The organism is Streptomyces polyrhachis (genome assembly GCF_042663125.1).
GTDB lineage: Bacteria > Actinomycetota > Actinomycetes > Streptomycetales > Streptomycetaceae > Streptomyces > Streptomyces polyrhachii.
Genome location: NZ_JBHSZO010000031.1, coordinates 19,498 through 34,842, shown reverse-complemented (window position 1 = coordinate 34,842; position 15,345 = coordinate 19,498). Strand labels below are relative to the sequence as shown.

Genomic DNA, 15,345 nt, shown 5'->3' with positions numbered 1-15,345 from the left:
AACCTGCTTTAAAAAACGGGGAGTTGGTGCAGATTATGCGGACAGCCCACACCGGATGCCGACCACATCCCCCGAGAGGAAGCCCATGTCCCGTCCCCGCGTCCGCAGACGCACCCCGCGCACCGTCCGCATAGTCCTGGCGGCCGGACTGGCGGCGACGCTGGCCGCCACCGGCGCCGGCAGCCTCGCCACCGCCGCCCCCACCGCCGAGGAGCCGGGCGCGCCCTCCCCCACCGCGCCCAAGGAGCCGCACGCCAAGCTCGGCGCCCACGACGCCGAGCTGCTCGCCGAGGCCAAGAGCGGGCACGCGAAGAACGTGACGCTGCTGGTGGCCACCGCCCCGGGCGCGACCGGGCAGGCCGCGCGGGCGCTCGACGCCGTCCAGGGCGCCTCGCTGGGCCGGGTCGACGACAGGCTCGGCTACGTCCGGGCCACCGTCCCCACCCGGCAGGCCGACGCCGCCATCGCCAAGGCGGCCGAGCTCTCCTCGGTCGCCGCCATCGACCTCAACGAGCGCATCCAACTCCCCGACCCGCGCCCGGAGTCGGCGGACACGAAGGCCGCCGCCACGGGTACGTACCCGGGCCCCGATGCGAGCACCCCGGCGAGGAACCCCTACCAGCCGGCCTTCGAGACCGGCGCCGTGGACTTCGTCGAACGCCACCGCGGGGCGGACGGGCGGGGCGTCACCATCGGCATCCTGGACTCGGGCGTGGACCTTGGGCACCCGGCGCTGCAGAAGACCACCACCGGCGAGCGCAAGATCGTCGACTGGGTGACGGCCACCGACCCCCTCGTCGACGGCGACGGCACCTGGCGGGCGATGCTCACCTCCGTCGAGGGCCCGAGCTTCGCCTACCGCGAGCGGACCTGGACGGCGCCCGCGGGCGCGTACCGGATCAACCGGATCGTGGAGGCCGCCACCGCCGGCGGCGACATGGCCGGCGACCTCAACCGCGACGGCGACACCACCGACTGGTGGGGCGTGCTCTACGACCCGGCCACCGGCACCGTGCGCGTGGACCTGGACGACGACGGCGACTTCACCGACAACGCCGCGATGCGCCCGTACAACCAGGCTTACGACATCGGCTACTTCGGCACCGACGACCCGGCCACCGCGATCGCCGAGCGCATCCCCTTCACCGTGGAGATCCGCGAGGACGTCCCCCTGGACCCGCTGGGCGGCTCCAACATCGGGCAGAAGGCGGACTTCGTCAACATCGGCGTCGTCGAGAGCGCCCACGGCACGCACGTCGCGGGCATCACCGCCGCCAAGGGCCTCTTCGGCGGGCGGATGAACGGCGCGGCGCCCGGCGCCAAGCTGGTCTCCTCGCGCGCCTGCACCTGGACGGGCGGCTGCACCGCCGTCGCGCTCACCGAGGGCATGATCGACCTGGTGACCAGGCGGGGCGTGGACGTCGTCAACGTCTCCATCGGCGGGCTGCCGCAGCTCAACGACGGCAACAACGCCCGCGCCGAGCTGTACGGCCGGCTGATCGACGAGTACGGCGTCCAGCTGGTCATCTCGGCCGGCAACTCCGGACCCGGCACCAACACCATCGGCGACCCCGGACTGGCCGACAAGGTCCTCGGCGTCGGCGCGGCGGTCTCCAGGGAGACCTGGGCGGCCAACTACGGCTCGCAGGTGGAGCGTTCGTACGCCATGTTCCCCTTCTCCTCGCGCGGCCCGCGTGAGGACGGCGGCTTCAAGCCGGACATCAGCGCCCCCGGCGCCTCGGTCAACTCCATCCCGACCTGGCTGCCCGGCGCCCCGGTCGCCGAGGCCGGCTACCCGCTGCCGCCGGGCTACGGCATGCTGCAGGGCACCTCGATGGCCTCCCCGCAGGCGGCCGGTGTGGCGGCGCTGCTGCTCTCGGCGGCCAAGCACGAGCGCGTCGCGCTCTCCCCGCTGACCCTGCGCACCGCGCTGACCAGCAGCGCGGCCCACATCCCCGGCACCAAGGTGCACGAGGAGGGCGCGGGACTGATCAACGTGGAGCGGGCCTGGCGGCTCGTCGAGGACGGCGCCACCGCCTACGGCTACGACGTCAAGGCGCCGGTGGACACCGGCCTGGCGCCGTACCTGAAGACGCCGGGCTTCGGCGCGGGGCTCTACGACCGGGAGAACGGGCCCGCCCCCGGTGCCTCGAAGACGTACGACATCACCATCACCCGCACCTCGGGCCCCGGTTCGGCCGGCTGGCACGAGCTGGACTGGCGCGGCAACGACGGCACCTTCCGGCTGCTGGGCGACGACGAGGTCTGGCTGCCGCTGCGCAAGCCGGTCACCGTCAAGGTCCGTGCCACGCCCGGGAGTTCCGGTATCCACTCGGCGGCGCTGCTCGTGGACAGCGAGCGCACCGAGGGAATCGACCGGCAGGTCATGACGACGGTGGTGGCCGCGAAGGACCAGGTCCAGCCGTCCTACGCGGTCGCGGAGTCCGGCTCGGTGCAGCGCAACGCCACCCGCTCGTACTTCGTCACCGTCCCCGAGGGCGCCAGGTCCCTGCAGGTGGCGCTCGGCGGGCTCGCGGCGGGCAGCCAGACGCGGTTCATCGCCATCGACCCGTGGGGCATCCCCAACGACCCGACGGCCACCACCGCCTGCTACCCGAACTACAACCCGGCCAACACCTGCCGCCCGGACCTGCGTTCGTACGCGGACCCGCTGCCGGGCGTCTGGGAGATCGAGGTCGAGTCGCGGCGCACCTCGCCGCTGCTGGACAACCCCTACGAGCTGACCGCCACCGCGCTGGGCACGGACTTCGAGCCGGAGGTCCTGCACGTGGCGGAGGCGGCCGTCGGTACGCCGCTGCCGGTCGCCTGGCAGGTCACCAACGGCTTCGCACCGCTGGAGGGCACCCTGCGCGGCGGCTCGCTGGGCTCCGCCAAGACCGCCCGGCCGACCATCGCCCACCACGCGCTGCAGACCAGCACGCTGACCATCGGCGCGGGCGTGGAGCGCCTCGACGTGGCGATCGGCTCCGTCTCCGACCCGGGCGCCGACCTCGACCTGTACGTCAGGCTCGACGGGGTGGTGGTCGGCCAGGCGGCGGACGGCGACTCGGAGGAGGCGGTGACCCTGCGCAATCCGAAGCCGGGCACCTACACCATCGAGGTCGACGCCTACTCGGTGCCGTCCGGCAGCACGCAGTACGACTACTCGGACGTCTACTACGCGCCGTCCCTGGGCGCGGTGGGCGTCGACCCCTCGGCGGTCGTCTCCCTGGCCAACGGCGCCTCCACCGAGGTGGAGGCCCAGGTGACGGTGGGGTCGGCCGCTCCGGAGGGGCGGACGTTCTTCGGCCGGGTGGAGCTGCTCAACGAGAAGGGCACGGTGACCGGTTCGGGCAGCGTGTCCATCGGGCGGGTGGTAGGCCCGTAGGTCCTCCACGGGGGAACTCCGTACAGGACCTGGGAACACCGCGGGGCGGGCGCTGTCGCAGCGCCCGCCCCGCGGGTCGACTCCCCGGCGGGGCCGGCGCCTTCACAGCGCCCGCCCCGCCGTCGTGCTCAGCCCTCGTCGGCGGCTGCCGCCGCGTCCGCCGCCTGCGCCTTCAGCGCCCGCTCGACGCCCGCGCGCGACTCCACGACCATCCGGCGCAGGGCCGGGGCCGGGTCGGCGGCCGCCAGCCAGGCGTCGGTGGCGTCCAGCGTGGCCTGCGAGACCTGCACCGCCGGGTAGAGGCCGACGATGATCTGCTGGCCGATCTCGTGCGAGCGGGTGGCGAAGACGTCCGCGATCGAGGCGAAGTACCGCTCCGTGTACGGCGCCAGCAGCTCGCGCTGACCGGTCTGCACGAAGCCGCCGATCACGGCCTCCTGCACGGCGTTGGCGAGCTTGTCGCCCTCCACCACCGCCGCCCACGCCTCGGCCTTGGCCTCCGGCGTCGGGCGGGCGGCGCGCGCGGTCGCGGCGTGGCACTCGCCGGCGGCGGTCGCGTCGCGGCGCAGCTCCTCGGCGATGCGCTCCTCGTCGGCGCGGCCGACCGCGGCCAGGCGCTGCAGCAGCGCCCAGCGCAGCTCGGTGTCCACCGCCAGGCCCTCGATCTCCACCGAGCCGTCCAGCAGGCCGGCCAGCAGGCCGAGCTGCTCCTCGGTGCGGGCGGTGGCGGCCAGGGCGCGGGCCCAGGAGAGCTGGTGGTCGCTGCCGGGCGCGGCGGCGCGCAGCTGCGCCACGGTCGCCTCGCTCCAGCGGGCCAGGCCCTCCGCGCGCCAGGCGGGGTCGGCGTAGAGGTCCAGGGCGAGCTTGACCTGCCGCTGCAGCGACTGCACGACGCCGATGTCGCTCTCCTTGGCGATGCCGGAGAGGACCAGGTCGAGGTAGTCGCGGGCGGGCAGCTCGCCGTCGCGGGTCATGTCCCAGGCGGAGGCCCAGCTCAGGGCGCGCGGCAGGGAGTCGGCGAAGTCGCCGAGGTGCTCGGTGACGAAGGCCAGCGACAGCGGGTCCAGGCGCACCTTGGCGTAGGAGAGGTCGTCGTCGTTGAGCAGGACGACGTCCGGGCGGGCACGGCCGGCCAGCTCGGGCACCTCGGTCAGCTCGCCGTCGACGTCCAGCTCGATGCGGTCGGTGCGCACCAGGCTGCCGCCGTCCAGGTCGTACAGGCCGATGGCGATGCGGTGCGGGCGCAGGGTGGAGGCGCCCTTGGCGCCGGCGGGCAGCGCGGGGGCCTCCTGGCGGACGGCGAAGGAGGTGATGACGCCGTCGGCGTCGGTGATGATCTCCGGGCGCAGGATGTTGATGCCGGCGGTCTCCAGCCACGCCTTCGACCAGGACTTCAGATCGCGTCCGGAGGTCTCCTCCAGGGCGCCGAGCAGGTCGGGCAGGCGGGTGTTGCCGAAGGCGTGGCGCTTGAAGTACGCCTGGACGCCGCGGAAGAAGGCGTCCTCGCCGACGTAGGCCACCAGCTGCTTCAGGACGCTGGCGCCCTTGGCGTAGGTGATGCCGTCGAAGTTGACCATGACGTCCTCGAGATCGTTGATCTCGGCCATGATCGGGTGGGTGGAGGGCAGCTGGTCCTGGCGGTAGGCCCAGGTCTTCTCCGAGTTGGCGAAGGTGGTCCAGGAGTTGGGCCAGCGGCTGCCGGGGGCGGCGGCCTGGCAGGCGACCGAGGTGAAGGTGGCGAACGACTCGTTGAGCCAGAGGTCGTTCCACCACTCCATGGTCACCAGGTCGCCGAACCACATGTGGGCCAGCTCGTGCAGGATGGTCTCCGCGCGGCGCTCGTAGGCGGCGTCGGTGACCTTGGAGCGGAAGACGTACTGGTCGCGGAAGGTGACCGCGCCCGCGTTCTCCATCGCGCCCGCGTTGAACTCCGGGACGAAGAGCTGGTCGTACTTGGCGAAGGGGTACGGGTAGTCGAACTTCTCCTGGAACCAGTCGAAGCCCTGGCGGGTGACGGCGAAGATGTCCTCGGCGTCCAGGAACTCCGCCAGCGAGGGGCGGCAGTAGATGCTCATCGGCACCGTGCGCCCGTCGCCCTCCCAGCTGCTGTGCACGCCGACGTACGGGCCCGCGATGATCGCGGTGATGTACGTGGAGATGCGCGGGGTGGGCTCGAAGGCCCACACGCCGTCCACCGGCTCGGGGGTCGGGGAGTTGGAGTTCACGATCCAGCCCTCGGGGGCCGTCACGGTGAACTGGAAGGTCCCCTTGAGGTCGGGCTGCTCGAAGCTGGCGAACACCCGGCGGGCGTCGGGGACCTCGAACTGGGTGTAGAGGTAGGTCTCGCCGTCCACCGGGTCGGTGAAGCGGTGCAGGCCCTCACCGGTGTTGGTGTAGGCGCAGTCGGCGACGACCGTGAGGGTGTTGGCGGCGGCCAGGCCCGGCAGCGCGATGCGCGAGTCGTGGAAGACCTCGGCCGGGTCCAGGGCGGTGCCGTTGAGGGTCACCTCCAGGACGGCGGGGGCGGCCAGGTCGATGAAGGTGTCGGCGCCGGGCTCGGCCGAGAAGGTGACGGTCGTGGTGGACCGGAAGGTGTCCGCCTCCTTGGCCTTCGACAGGTCGAGGTCGATGACGTACGAGTCGACGTCCAGCAGGCGGGCGCGGCGCTGCGCCTCGTCGCGGGTCAGGTTCGTGCCTGGCACCAGGAAACTCCTTATTGCATAGGTCTGCGGCCATCCTCGCATGCGGGCGGCGGGCGGCGCCGCCGGGTTTCCGGGCCCACGCGGAACGCACCGGGCGGCCCGGCGCGGGGGGCGCGGGGCCGCCCGGTGGGGCGGTGCGGGGGGCGCGGGGCCGCCCGGTGGGGCGGTGCGGGGGGGGCGGGTCAGCCCTTCAGCTCCGCGGCCACCAGCTCCGCGATCTGTACGGCGTTCAGGGCGGCGCCCTTGCGGAGGTTGTCGCCGGAGACGAAGAAGGCCAGGCCCGTACCGGCGGGCTCCACGGTCTCGTCGGCCCGCACCCGGCCGACGAAGGACTCGTCGCGGCCGGCCGCGGTCAGCGGGGTGGGCACCTCGGTGACGACGACGCCCTCGGCGGCGCGCAGGACCTCCAGCGCGCGCCCGGGGCTGATCGGGCGCTCGAAGCGGGCGTTGACCTGGAGGGAGTGCCCGGTGAAGACGGGGACGCGCACGCAGGTGCCGGAGACCCTCAGCCCGGGGATCTCCAGGATCCGGCGCGACTCATGGCGGAGCTTCTGCTCCTCGTCGGTCTCGTTCAGCCCGTCGTCGACGATCGCACCGGCCATCGGCAGCACGTTGTACGCGATGGGGGCGACGTACTTCTCCGGGGCGGGGAAGTCGGCGGCGGCGCCGTCGCGGGCGAGCCCGGGGGCGTCCGCGCCGACGGCGGCGATCTGCCCGTACAGCTCCTCGACGCCCGCGAGGCCGGAGCCGGAGACGGCCTGGTAGGTGGCGATGACGAGGGCCTTGAGGCCGGCCTCCGCGTGCAGGGCCTTCAGGGCCGGCATCGCGGCCATGGTGGTGCAGTTGGGGTTGGCGATGATGCCCTTGGGGCGGTCCTTGACCGCGTGCGGGTTGACCTCGGAGACGACGAGGGGGACCTCGGGGTCGCGGCGCCAGGCGGAGGAGTTGTCGATGACGACGGGGCCCTGCGCGGCGACCCGGGGGGCCAGCTCGCGGGAGGTGGCGCCGCCGGCGGAGAAGAGCACGATGTCGAGGCCGGAGTAGTCCGCGGTGGCGGCGTCCTCGATGGTGATCTCCCGCCCCTGCCACTCGACGGCCTTGCCGGCGGAGCGGGGGGAGGCGAAGAGCCGCAGCTCGTCCACGGGGAACTTCCGCTCGGCGAGGATGTCGCGCATCACTCCGCCGACCTGTCCGGTCGCTCCGACGATTCCGATCCGCATGCGTGCTCCTGAGGGTGGGAGGGGGGATGGGGTGCTGCTGTCCCGTGCCGGCGATTCCCTGTCCATGCTGCCGGATGCGCGACGGGGCGCCAAACCCGTTCCCGGCAGGTGAGACGGGGCTGCGGACGGTAACGGGGGGCCGCGGCCCGGCACGCACGGCGGCCCCGTCCCGGGTCGAAGCCGGGGCGGGGCCGCCGTGTACGTGTGAGCGGTGTGCGCCAGGGGGTCAGAGAGTCTTGGCGGCCTTGGTCGCCTTGTCGCCCTTGGTGTCCGCGCCGGCGCCGCCGGTCCGCGTCTGCAGGCCCATGCCGACCTGGTGGGGCTTGTAGAGCACCATGACCAGGCCCGCGATGACCAGGCAGGCCAGCAGGGGGATGCCCACGTAGAGGCCGAGCGTCTGGCCGACGCTCAGGCCGGAGCCCGGGTCGTCGCCGTCATCACGGGTGAGGGCGAAGGCGGGGGACGACAGCAGCAGCGTCAGCGTCGTACCGGCCGTGACAGTACCGGCGCGCAGGGCGTTCTTAGTGACCACGGTCCCAACGTAGCGAACCTCTGAGCGACCCGCGCGCTCGGGGGTCTGCTTTAGCGGCCGGGGTTGCGACGCCCGGCACGCGCCCCCAAGCTGCTTCGAGCAGGGGGCACCCCCGGCCGCACGGGGGCCTTGGCCAGGTGACTCCGCCACATGACCTTCACCCCCGCACGCCGAGAGCTGGGGTATCCCCTGCTCGAAGAGCTTGGGGAGGCACCGGACGCCGCTGTCAGCCCCGAATGCTTGGGGTCGCGCTTCAGGTGTCGTCCTGTATCGCCCGCCGCACCTCCGTCAGCAGGGCGTGTACGCGCGGGGTGGCCGCCAGTGCTTCCAGGGTCAGGGGGTGGCCGTCCGGGGCGGAGAGGGGGAGGCGCCAGTTGGGGTGGGTGTCCGTGGTGCCGGGGACGTTCGCGGGGCGTACGTCCCCGGCCGCGTCCGGGAGCCAGACGCCCACCAGGCGGGCGGGGGTGCGGGCGAGCAGGCGGTGCACGGCCCGTACCGCCGCCTCCTCCCCGTACGGGCCCTCGGGCAGCAGCCCCAGCTCCCGCAGCAGCTCCAGCCACTCCCCCGTCTCGGCCGCGTCCGCGCGGCGGGCCTGCTCCAACGGGGCGTCCAGCAGCCCGAGTCGGTGGCGCAGCTCCACGTGGCTGCCGCGCAGCCGGGCCGCGGTGGGCGGCAGGTCGTGGGTGGTCGCGGTGGCCAGGCACGCCTCGCGCCAGCGCTCGGGGGGCAGCGGGCGGGCCGGGCCGGCGGCGTCCCAGTCCCGTTCGAACCAGAGCACGGAGGTGCCCAGCACCCCGCGTTCCGCCAGCTCCGTACGGAAGGCCGGCTCCACCGTCCCCAGGTCCTCGCCGATCACCGGGGCGCCCGCCCGCCACGCCTCGACGGCCAGCACGGCGAGCATGGCGCGCGCGTCGTAGCGCACATACGTGCCCTCGGCCGGGGGCCGGCCCCGCGGCACCCACCACAGCCGCGACAGGCCCATCACGTGGTCGATGCGCAGCGCCCCCGCGTGGCGCAGCAGCCCGCGCAGCACCTCCCGGTAGGGGCCGTAGCCGTCGGCCGCCAGCGCGTCCGGACGCCAGGGGGGCAGCCCCCAGTCCTGGCCGCGTGCGTTGAAGGCGTCGGGCGGGGCGCCGATGGACATGCCCGCCGCGAGGTGGTCGCGCAGCGCCCAGGCGTCCGAGCCGCCGGGGTGGACGCCCACCGCGAGGTCGTGCACCAGGCCGATCGGCATCCCGGCCGCACGGGCGAGGCGCTGGGCGCGGGCGAGCTGCTCCTCGGTGAGCCAGACGAGCCAGGCGTGCAGGTCGACGCGGTCCAGGCGCTCGGCGCGGGCCCGGCGCACGGCCGCCGAGCGCGGGTCGCGCAGCCTTGCGGGCCACGTGCGCCAGTCGGGGCCGTACTCCTCGGCCAGTACGCACCAGGTCGCGTGGTCCTCCAGCGGCTGCCCGCGCTCGGCGAGGAAATCGTGGTACGCGGCCCGGCGGCCGGGGGCGAGCGGGACGCGGCGGACGTACTGGAGGGCCTCGTACTTGAGCGCCCAGACGGCGTCACGGTCGATCAACGCGCCCTTCTCCAGGACCCCTTGGCGCAGGGCGGCGGCCCGCGCGAGGAGGGGGGTGAGCGCGGCGCGGTCCTCCAGGGCGAGGTGGCGGTACTCCGGGACGTCCTCGACGCGCAGGTGCACCGGGTCGGGGAAGCGGCGGGAGGAGGGGCGGTACGGGGAGGGGTCGGCCGGTGCGCCGGGGGCGGCGGGGACGCCCGCGTGCAGGGGGCCGAGCTGGAGGAAGCCGGCGCCGTGCACGCGACCGGACCAGGCGGCCAGCTCGGCGAGGTCGCCCAGGTCGCCCATGCCCCAGGAGCGGGTGGAGAGCAGGGCGTAGGGCTGGAGCATCAGGCCGTACGCGCGCGGGGGTCGGGGCAGCCCGGGCGGGGCGGTGACCAGGGTGGCGCGGGCGGTGCGGCCGTCGGGGGCGGCGGCGTACAAGGAGTGGCAGCCGTATGGGAGTTCGCCGGCGGGGTCCAGCTCCTCGCCGGTCTCGGCGCGGAGTTCCAGGCGGGTGCCCTCGGGCAGCTGCGGGAGGCGCAGGACGGTGGGCGGGAGGAGGGGCGGCGGCGCGGGGGCGGTGCGCGCCGGGTCGGCGCCCATGGCCGCCAGTACGGCGCGGACGGTGGCCTCGGGGACCTCGATCCGGCGGCCGGGGGCGGGCTCGTAGTGGGTGGCGACGCCGTACTCGGCGGCGATCCGGGCCAGTTCCATCCGCGCCCTCCCCCTTCGCCCCCTTACGGGGGATCCCCCCGGCAACGGTGCCAGAGGGGGCGGGCGGCGGGAAGGGCGCGTGGGGCGGGGGCGCCTCAGATGCGGGGGGAGCCCTCGAAGTGCGCGGGGGGCGTCGGCTCGCTGATCAGGTTGTCGTCGGCCGCGAGCGGGGGCTCGCTGGTCAGCGGCGCGCCCGCGAAGAGCGGCGGCTCGCTGGTCAGCGGGACCTCCGCGCAGGAGCAGGCGCCGGCCAGCCCGTAGTCCGGGTCCGAGCCGCCGTCGAGGGTCTGGTGGTCGTGCGGGCCGTGGGCCACGTCGGTCCTCCGTCTGGTCCGTCTGGTCCGTTGTCGGGGCTGTCTCGCGGTCGTGCTGCCGGTGTTCACAGTACGGCGCGGGCAGCCGAATCGCCGGTGCGGGTCCGTGATCCGCGCGAAGAGCTGGGGTCAACAGGGCGGTGGGGCGGCGGTTTTGCGGCCGGACGCGGGGGGATCGTGAGAGGGGTCACGGTCGCGGGGCGGGCCGGGGGCGGATCGACCCGTCCGGGCAATGGCGACACATACGACGAATGGCCCGGCAGGGTCCACCGCATTGACACCCGCACCGCGCGAGTGGTGGGCTCTGGACGAAACCGAACGTGAGCGCGGATCTGACGGGGCCGGGTGGACCGGCTCCGTCGATGAGATGAGGGGCGAGGAGAGACACAGTGCGCGGCGCCAGGCGGACCCTTGCGACAGCCGTGGTGCTGTCCACCACCGTGGCGGGCTGCCTGACGGGGACGGGCGCCCCGGCGTCCGCGGCTTCGCCGGCGGTGGAGCGGACGGCCCCCGGGCGGACGGCGCCCGAGCGGCCGGCTCCCGGGCAGGCGGCCCCCCGGGGCGGCGCCCCCGACGCCCCCGACGCCCCGGCCCTCTCCGACCTGCGGCGCGACGCCGCCGTGTCCCCGGTCCGGCCCCTCCCCCGGCACCTGCGCCTCGATCGCGGCACGACCCCGCTCGCCGGGCGCCGGGTGGCGGTGCTCGCCGCGCCGGACGCCGATCCGTACGCCCTGGACGTGCTCCTCAAGGCCCTGCGCGGCGCCGCCGCGCACGCCTCCGTGCTCTCGCCCAGCGCTCCCCCGCCGCGCGCCGCCGAGGTGGTCGTGCACGTGGAGGAGGCCCCGCGCGGCGGTGAGGCCGCCGCCGGTCCGCGCGGCGGGCTGACCGCGACCGAGCGGGCCCTGCGCGCGCTGGGGACGCGGCCGCAGGGCCGACTCCCCGAGGGCGGCTACCGGTTGGCCGCGGCGCGCGGCGTCGTGGCGCTCTCCGGCGTCGGGTCCGACGGCCTCTTCCACGCCGCCCAGACCCTGCGCCAGCTGATCGACGGCGGCCGGCTGCGGGACGTACGCGTGCGGGACTGGCCCAGCGCGCGGGTGCGCGGCACCGTCGAGTCCTTCTACGGGGAGCCGTGGAGCCACGCCGAGCGCCTCGCCCACCTCGACTTCATGGGGCGCACCAAGCAGAACCGCTACCTCTACGCGGCGGGCGACGACCCGTACCGCCTCACCAAGTGGCGCGAGCCCTATCCGGCCGAGCAGCGCGAGCGCTTCCGCGAGCTGGCCGGGCGCGCCGCGCGCAACCACGTCACGCTCGGCTGGGCGCTCGCCCCGGGGCAGGACTTCTGCTTCTCCTCCCCGCGCGACCGGCGCCGGCTCCTGGAGAAGGTCGCGGAGATGCGGGCGCTGGGCGTCGGGGCGATCCAGCTGCAGTTCGCCGACGTGAGCTACGAGGAGTGGCACTGCGGCGCGGACCGCTCCGAGTTCGGTACGGGCCCGGCGGCCGCCGCCCGCGCCCAGGCCGGTACGGCCAACGCGCTCGCCGCCGGCCTGGGCGCGGGGCCGGCGCTGTCGGTGCTGCCCACGGAGTTCTACCAGGACGGCGACACCGAGTACCGGAGCGCACTGGCTAAGGCGCTGGATCCGGGGATCGAGGTGGCCTGGTCGGGGGTGAGCGTGCTGCCGCGCACCATCACCGGGGCCGAACTGGGCGTGGCGGCCTCGGTGTTCCGCCATCCGCTGGTGACGCAGGACAACTACCCGGTCAACGACTTCGAGTCGGGCCGCGTCTACCTGGGCCCGTACACCGGCCGCGAGCCGGCCGTGGCCACCGCCTCCGCGGCGCTGCTGGCCAGCGCGATGCGGCAGCCGCTGGCCACCCGCATCCCGCTCTTCACCGCCGCCGACTTCGCCTGGAACGCCCAGGGCTACGAGTCGCGCGCGTCCTGGCAGGCGGCGCTGGCGGACCTGGCGCGCGACACCGGCGCGGACCCGGCGGCGCTCGCGGCGCTGGCGCGCAACAGCGCCTCCTCCGCGCTGGACACGCGCGAGTCGGCGTATCTGCGGCCGCTGCTCGCGGAGTTCGACACGGCGTACGGGGCGGGCGACCGGGCGCGGCTGGAGCGGGCGGCCGGGCCGCTGCGCGCGGCGTTCGCGGTGATGCGCGGCGCCCCGGCGCGGCTCGGCGCGCTGACGGAGGAACTGCGGCCCTGGCACCGGCAGTTGGCCCGGCAGGGCGAGGCGGGCGAGCAGGCCGTGGAGCTGCTGCTGGCCCAGGCTCGCGGGCAGGGCGACCGGGCCCGGCGGGCGCGGCTGGCGCTGGCAGAGTCGCGGCGGGAGATCGCCGGCGGGGACGCCCGGCTGGGCGGGGGCGCGCTGGCGTCGTTCGCCGCGAAGGCGGCGGCGTCGGGGCCCTTCAGGGGCGGGCGCGGGGGACGCCCCGGGGAGGGCCGGCCCCAGGAGAAGCACCCCTCCCCGGGTTCTTCGAGCAGGGGATACCCCAAGCCCGAACTGCCCCTTCCCTAGGGCTCGTCCGCCCCGTCTGCCCCGTCCGCCCCGTACTCCTCCCGCAGCCGCGCCAGTGCCCGCACCGGCGCCCCCAGCGCGTCCAGGCCCAGCAGCGCCGCGCCCAGCACCGGCGGGGCGGTGACCACGCGGGCCGTCGCCTTGGGGGCGCGGGCGGCCAGGCGGGTGCGTACGCCCGCGTCCAACCGCGGGTGGCGGGCCGCCAGTACGCTGCCGCCCAGGACCACGTCGGCGGGCTCGTCCAGCAGGTCGAGCTTCGCCAGCGCCGTCACCGCCATCGCCACCACCTCCGCCGCCTGCCGCTCCACCAGCGCGCCCGCCACCGCGTCCCCGGCGGCGGCGACCGCGAAGAGCACGGGGGCCAGCTCGTGGATACGGTGGGGCGCCAGGCGGCCGAAGTGCACCGCCTCGATCAGGGCGTACATCGACTCCAGGCCGAAGTGGGCGGGCAGCTCGCGGGCGAGCGCGGTCTCCTCGCCCCGGCCGTCCTCGGCGCGCGCGGCGAACCACAGCGCCTCCCGGGCCAGCCCGCCGCCCCCGCCCCAGTCGCCGGAGAGCTGTCCGACGGCGGGGAAGCGGGCGGTGCGGCCGTCGGGGCGCATGCCGACGCAGTTGGTGCCGGCGCCGCAGACCACCGCGACCCCGCAGGGCCGCTCGACGCCGGCGCGCAGCAGGGCGAAGGTGTCGTTGCGTACGTCGACGTGCTCCGGGCGCCCGGTCCAGCCCCGGCGGGCGAGCTCGGCGGCCAACTCCGCCTCCTCCTGCGGGAAGTCGGCGTTGGCCAGGCAGGCGGAGACCCGGGCGACCCGCACCCGCGCCGCGCCGGCGGCTTCCCGTACCGCCTGCTCCAGTACGTCCACCGCCGCCGCGACGCCCACGACCGGCGGCTCGAAGCCGCCGCCGCGCGCGGCGCCCAGCACGCTGCCGTCGGCGCCGATCAGGGCGACGTCGGTCTTGCTGTTGCCGGCGTCGATCGCCAGGACGGCGGCCTCGGCGCAGTGGGAGGGCCGGGGGTTCACGCCCATGCCAGGTGCTCCCGGTTGTGCGCGAGCAGCGCGTCGGTCAGCGCGTCCGCCCGCGCCGTCTGGCCGATCAGGGGGTGGGCGAGGAGGGCGCGGAAGACGCGGTCGCGGCCGCCGTGCAGGGCCGCCTGGAGCGCCAGGTCCTCGTAGGCGGTGACGTGCGCGATCAGCCCGGCGTAGAGCGGGTCGAGGGGGGCGACGGGCAGCGGGGCGGCGCCGGTGGCGTCCACCCGGGCCGGGACCTCGATCACGGCGTCGGCGGGGAGGAAGGGGAGGGTGCCGTTATTGCGGGTGTTGACCACCTGCACGTCGCCGGCGCCCTTGTCAGCACCGCCGAGCAGGGAGGCGGCGAGGGCGACGGCGGCCTCGGAGTAGAAGGCGCCGCCGCGCCGGGAGAGCAGTCCGGGCTTCACGTCCAGCGCCGGGTCGGCGTACAGGTCCAGCAACTCCCGCTCGATCGCGGCCACTTCCGCCGCCCGGGAGGGCTTCGCGCGCTGCTCGGCGACCACCTCGTCGTGGGAGTAGTAGTAGCGCAGGTAGTACGAGGGGACGACGCCCAGCCGCTCCAGGAGCGCGGGCGGCAGGTGCAGCCGCTCCGCGATCCGCGGCCCGTGCTCGGCGAGCAGCGCGGGCAGCAGGTCCGTGCCGCCGGGGCCGTCGAGCCGTACCGCGCGCTCCCAGGTGAGGTGGTTGAGGCCCACGTGGTCGAGGTGCACCCGCTCGGGGGCGACGTCCAGCAGGCCGGCGAAGGTGCGCTGGAGGTGGATCGCGACGTTGCACAGGCCCACCGCCCGGTGGCCCTCGTTCAGCAGGGCGCGGGTGACGATGCCGACGGGGTTGGTGAAGTCGATGATCCAGGCATCGGGGTTGGCGCGCCGTACCCGCTCGGCGATCTCCAGTACCAGCGGCACCGTGCGCAGCGCCTTCGCCAGCCCGCCGACGCCGGTCGTCTCCTGGCCGACGCAGCCGCACTCCAGCGGCCAGGTCTCGTCGCGCTCGCGCGCGGCCTGCCCGCCGACGCGCAGCTGGATCAGCACGGCGTCGGCGCCCTCCACCCCGGCGTCGAGGTCGGCGGTGGTGGTGATCGTCCCGGGGTGGCCCTGGCGGGCGAAGATCCGGCGCGCGAGCCCGCCGACCAGGGCGAGGCGCTCGGCGGCGGGGTCGACGAGGACCAGCTCCCCGATGGGGAGGGTGGCGCGCAGCCGCGCGAAGCCGTCGATCAGCTCGGGGGTGTAGGTGGAGGCGCCGCCTATGACTGCGAGTTTCACGGGTACCGGCCTTCGGGTCGGGGTGCGGGCAGGGCAGGGCGGGTCGCGCCGTGCCGATCAGGTGGTCTATACCTATCAGACGGCCCGCACCGGGCACATCCCGCCGAACCGGAAGCC

9 protein-coding genes are annotated in these 15,345 nt (G+C 75.2%); 2 read left to right on the top strand and 7 right to left on the bottom strand.

What is annotated here, in order from left to right; genetic code table 11:
• Window positions 1-85 precede the first annotated feature (85 nt).
• Window positions 86-3,388, top strand: coding sequence for a S8 family serine peptidase (locus tag ACFQLX_RS19030; RefSeq protein ID WP_386416791.1), 3,303 nt, complete (start codon window positions 86-88; stop codon window positions 3,386-3,388).
• 128 nt (window positions 3,389-3,516) lie between these two features.
• Here the strand turns inward: ACFQLX_RS19030 and pepN are convergent, their stop codons facing one another.
• The 5 genes from pepN to ACFQLX_RS19005 form a co-directional block, all read right to left on the bottom strand.
• The gene (gene pepN / locus ACFQLX_RS19025; protein ID WP_386416790.1) at window positions 3,517-6,090 is read right to left on the bottom strand and encodes an aminopeptidase N; all 2,574 of its coding nucleotides are present in this window, start codon (window positions 6,088-6,090) and stop codon (window positions 3,517-3,519) included.
• 182 nt (window positions 6,091-6,272) lie between these two features.
• A complete protein-coding gene (locus ACFQLX_RS19020) occupies window positions 6,273-7,310 on the bottom strand; it encodes an aspartate-semialdehyde dehydrogenase (RefSeq protein ID WP_386416788.1) in 1,038 nt (345 codons plus the stop codon).
• Window positions 7,311-7,536: 226 nt separating this feature from the next.
• Window positions 7,537-7,842, bottom strand: coding sequence for a hypothetical protein (locus tag ACFQLX_RS19015; RefSeq protein ID WP_386416786.1), 306 nt, complete (start codon window positions 7,840-7,842; stop codon window positions 7,537-7,539).
• 253 nt (window positions 7,843-8,095) lie between these two features.
• Window positions 8,096-10,102, bottom strand: a complete 2,007-nt coding sequence (malQ, locus tag ACFQLX_RS19010; RefSeq protein ID WP_386416784.1) for a 4-alpha-glucanotransferase — start codon at window positions 10,100-10,102, stop codon at window positions 8,096-8,098.
• A gap of 95 nt (window positions 10,103-10,197) precedes the next feature.
• The gene (locus tag ACFQLX_RS19005) at window positions 10,198-10,416 is read right to left on the bottom strand and encodes a hypothetical protein (protein WP_386416782.1); all 219 of its coding nucleotides are present in this window, start codon (window positions 10,414-10,416) and stop codon (window positions 10,198-10,200) included.
• Window positions 10,417-10,841: 425 nt separating this feature from the next.
• Here ACFQLX_RS19005 and ACFQLX_RS19000 point away from each other — a divergent pair, with 425 nt between their 5' ends.
• Window positions 10,842-12,938 carry a beta-N-acetylhexosaminidase family protein gene (locus ACFQLX_RS19000; RefSeq protein ID WP_386416780.1) on the top strand — a complete coding sequence of 699 codons (2,097 nt, stop codon included), beginning with the start codon at window positions 10,842-10,844 and terminating at the stop codon, window positions 12,936-12,938.
• Here ACFQLX_RS19000 and ACFQLX_RS18995 read toward each other — a convergent pair.
• Both ACFQLX_RS18995 and ACFQLX_RS18990 read right to left on the bottom strand, forming a co-directional pair.
• Window positions 12,935-13,963, bottom strand: a complete 1,029-nt coding sequence (locus tag ACFQLX_RS18995) for an N-acetylglucosamine kinase (RefSeq protein ID WP_386416778.1) — start codon at window positions 13,961-13,963, stop codon at window positions 12,935-12,937. The genes ACFQLX_RS19000 and ACFQLX_RS18995 overlap by 4 nt on opposite strands.
• Window positions 13,954-15,228, bottom strand: a complete 1,275-nt coding sequence (locus ACFQLX_RS18990; protein WP_386416776.1) for a 6-phospho-beta-glucosidase — start codon at window positions 15,226-15,228, stop codon at window positions 13,954-13,956. Before ACFQLX_RS18990 ends, ACFQLX_RS18995 begins: the two co-directional genes overlap by 10 nt.
• Window positions 15,229-15,345: the final 117 nt, after the last annotated feature.

Coding starts and splice junctions, on each gene's coding strand:
- ACFQLX_RS19030 (WP_386416791.1), top strand. CDS start 86: ATGTCCCGTCCCCGCGTCCGCAGACGCACCCCGCGCACCGTCCGCATA.
- ACFQLX_RS19020 (WP_386416788.1), bottom strand. CDS start 7,310: ATGCGGATCGGAATCGTCGGAGCGACCGGACAGGTCGGCGGAGTGATG.
- malQ (WP_386416784.1), bottom strand. CDS start 10,102: ATGGAACTGGCCCGGATCGCCGCCGAGTACGGCGTCGCCACCCACTAC.
- ACFQLX_RS18995 (WP_386416778.1), bottom strand. CDS start 13,963: ATGGGCGTGAACCCCCGGCCCTCCCACTGCGCCGAGGCCGCCGTCCTG.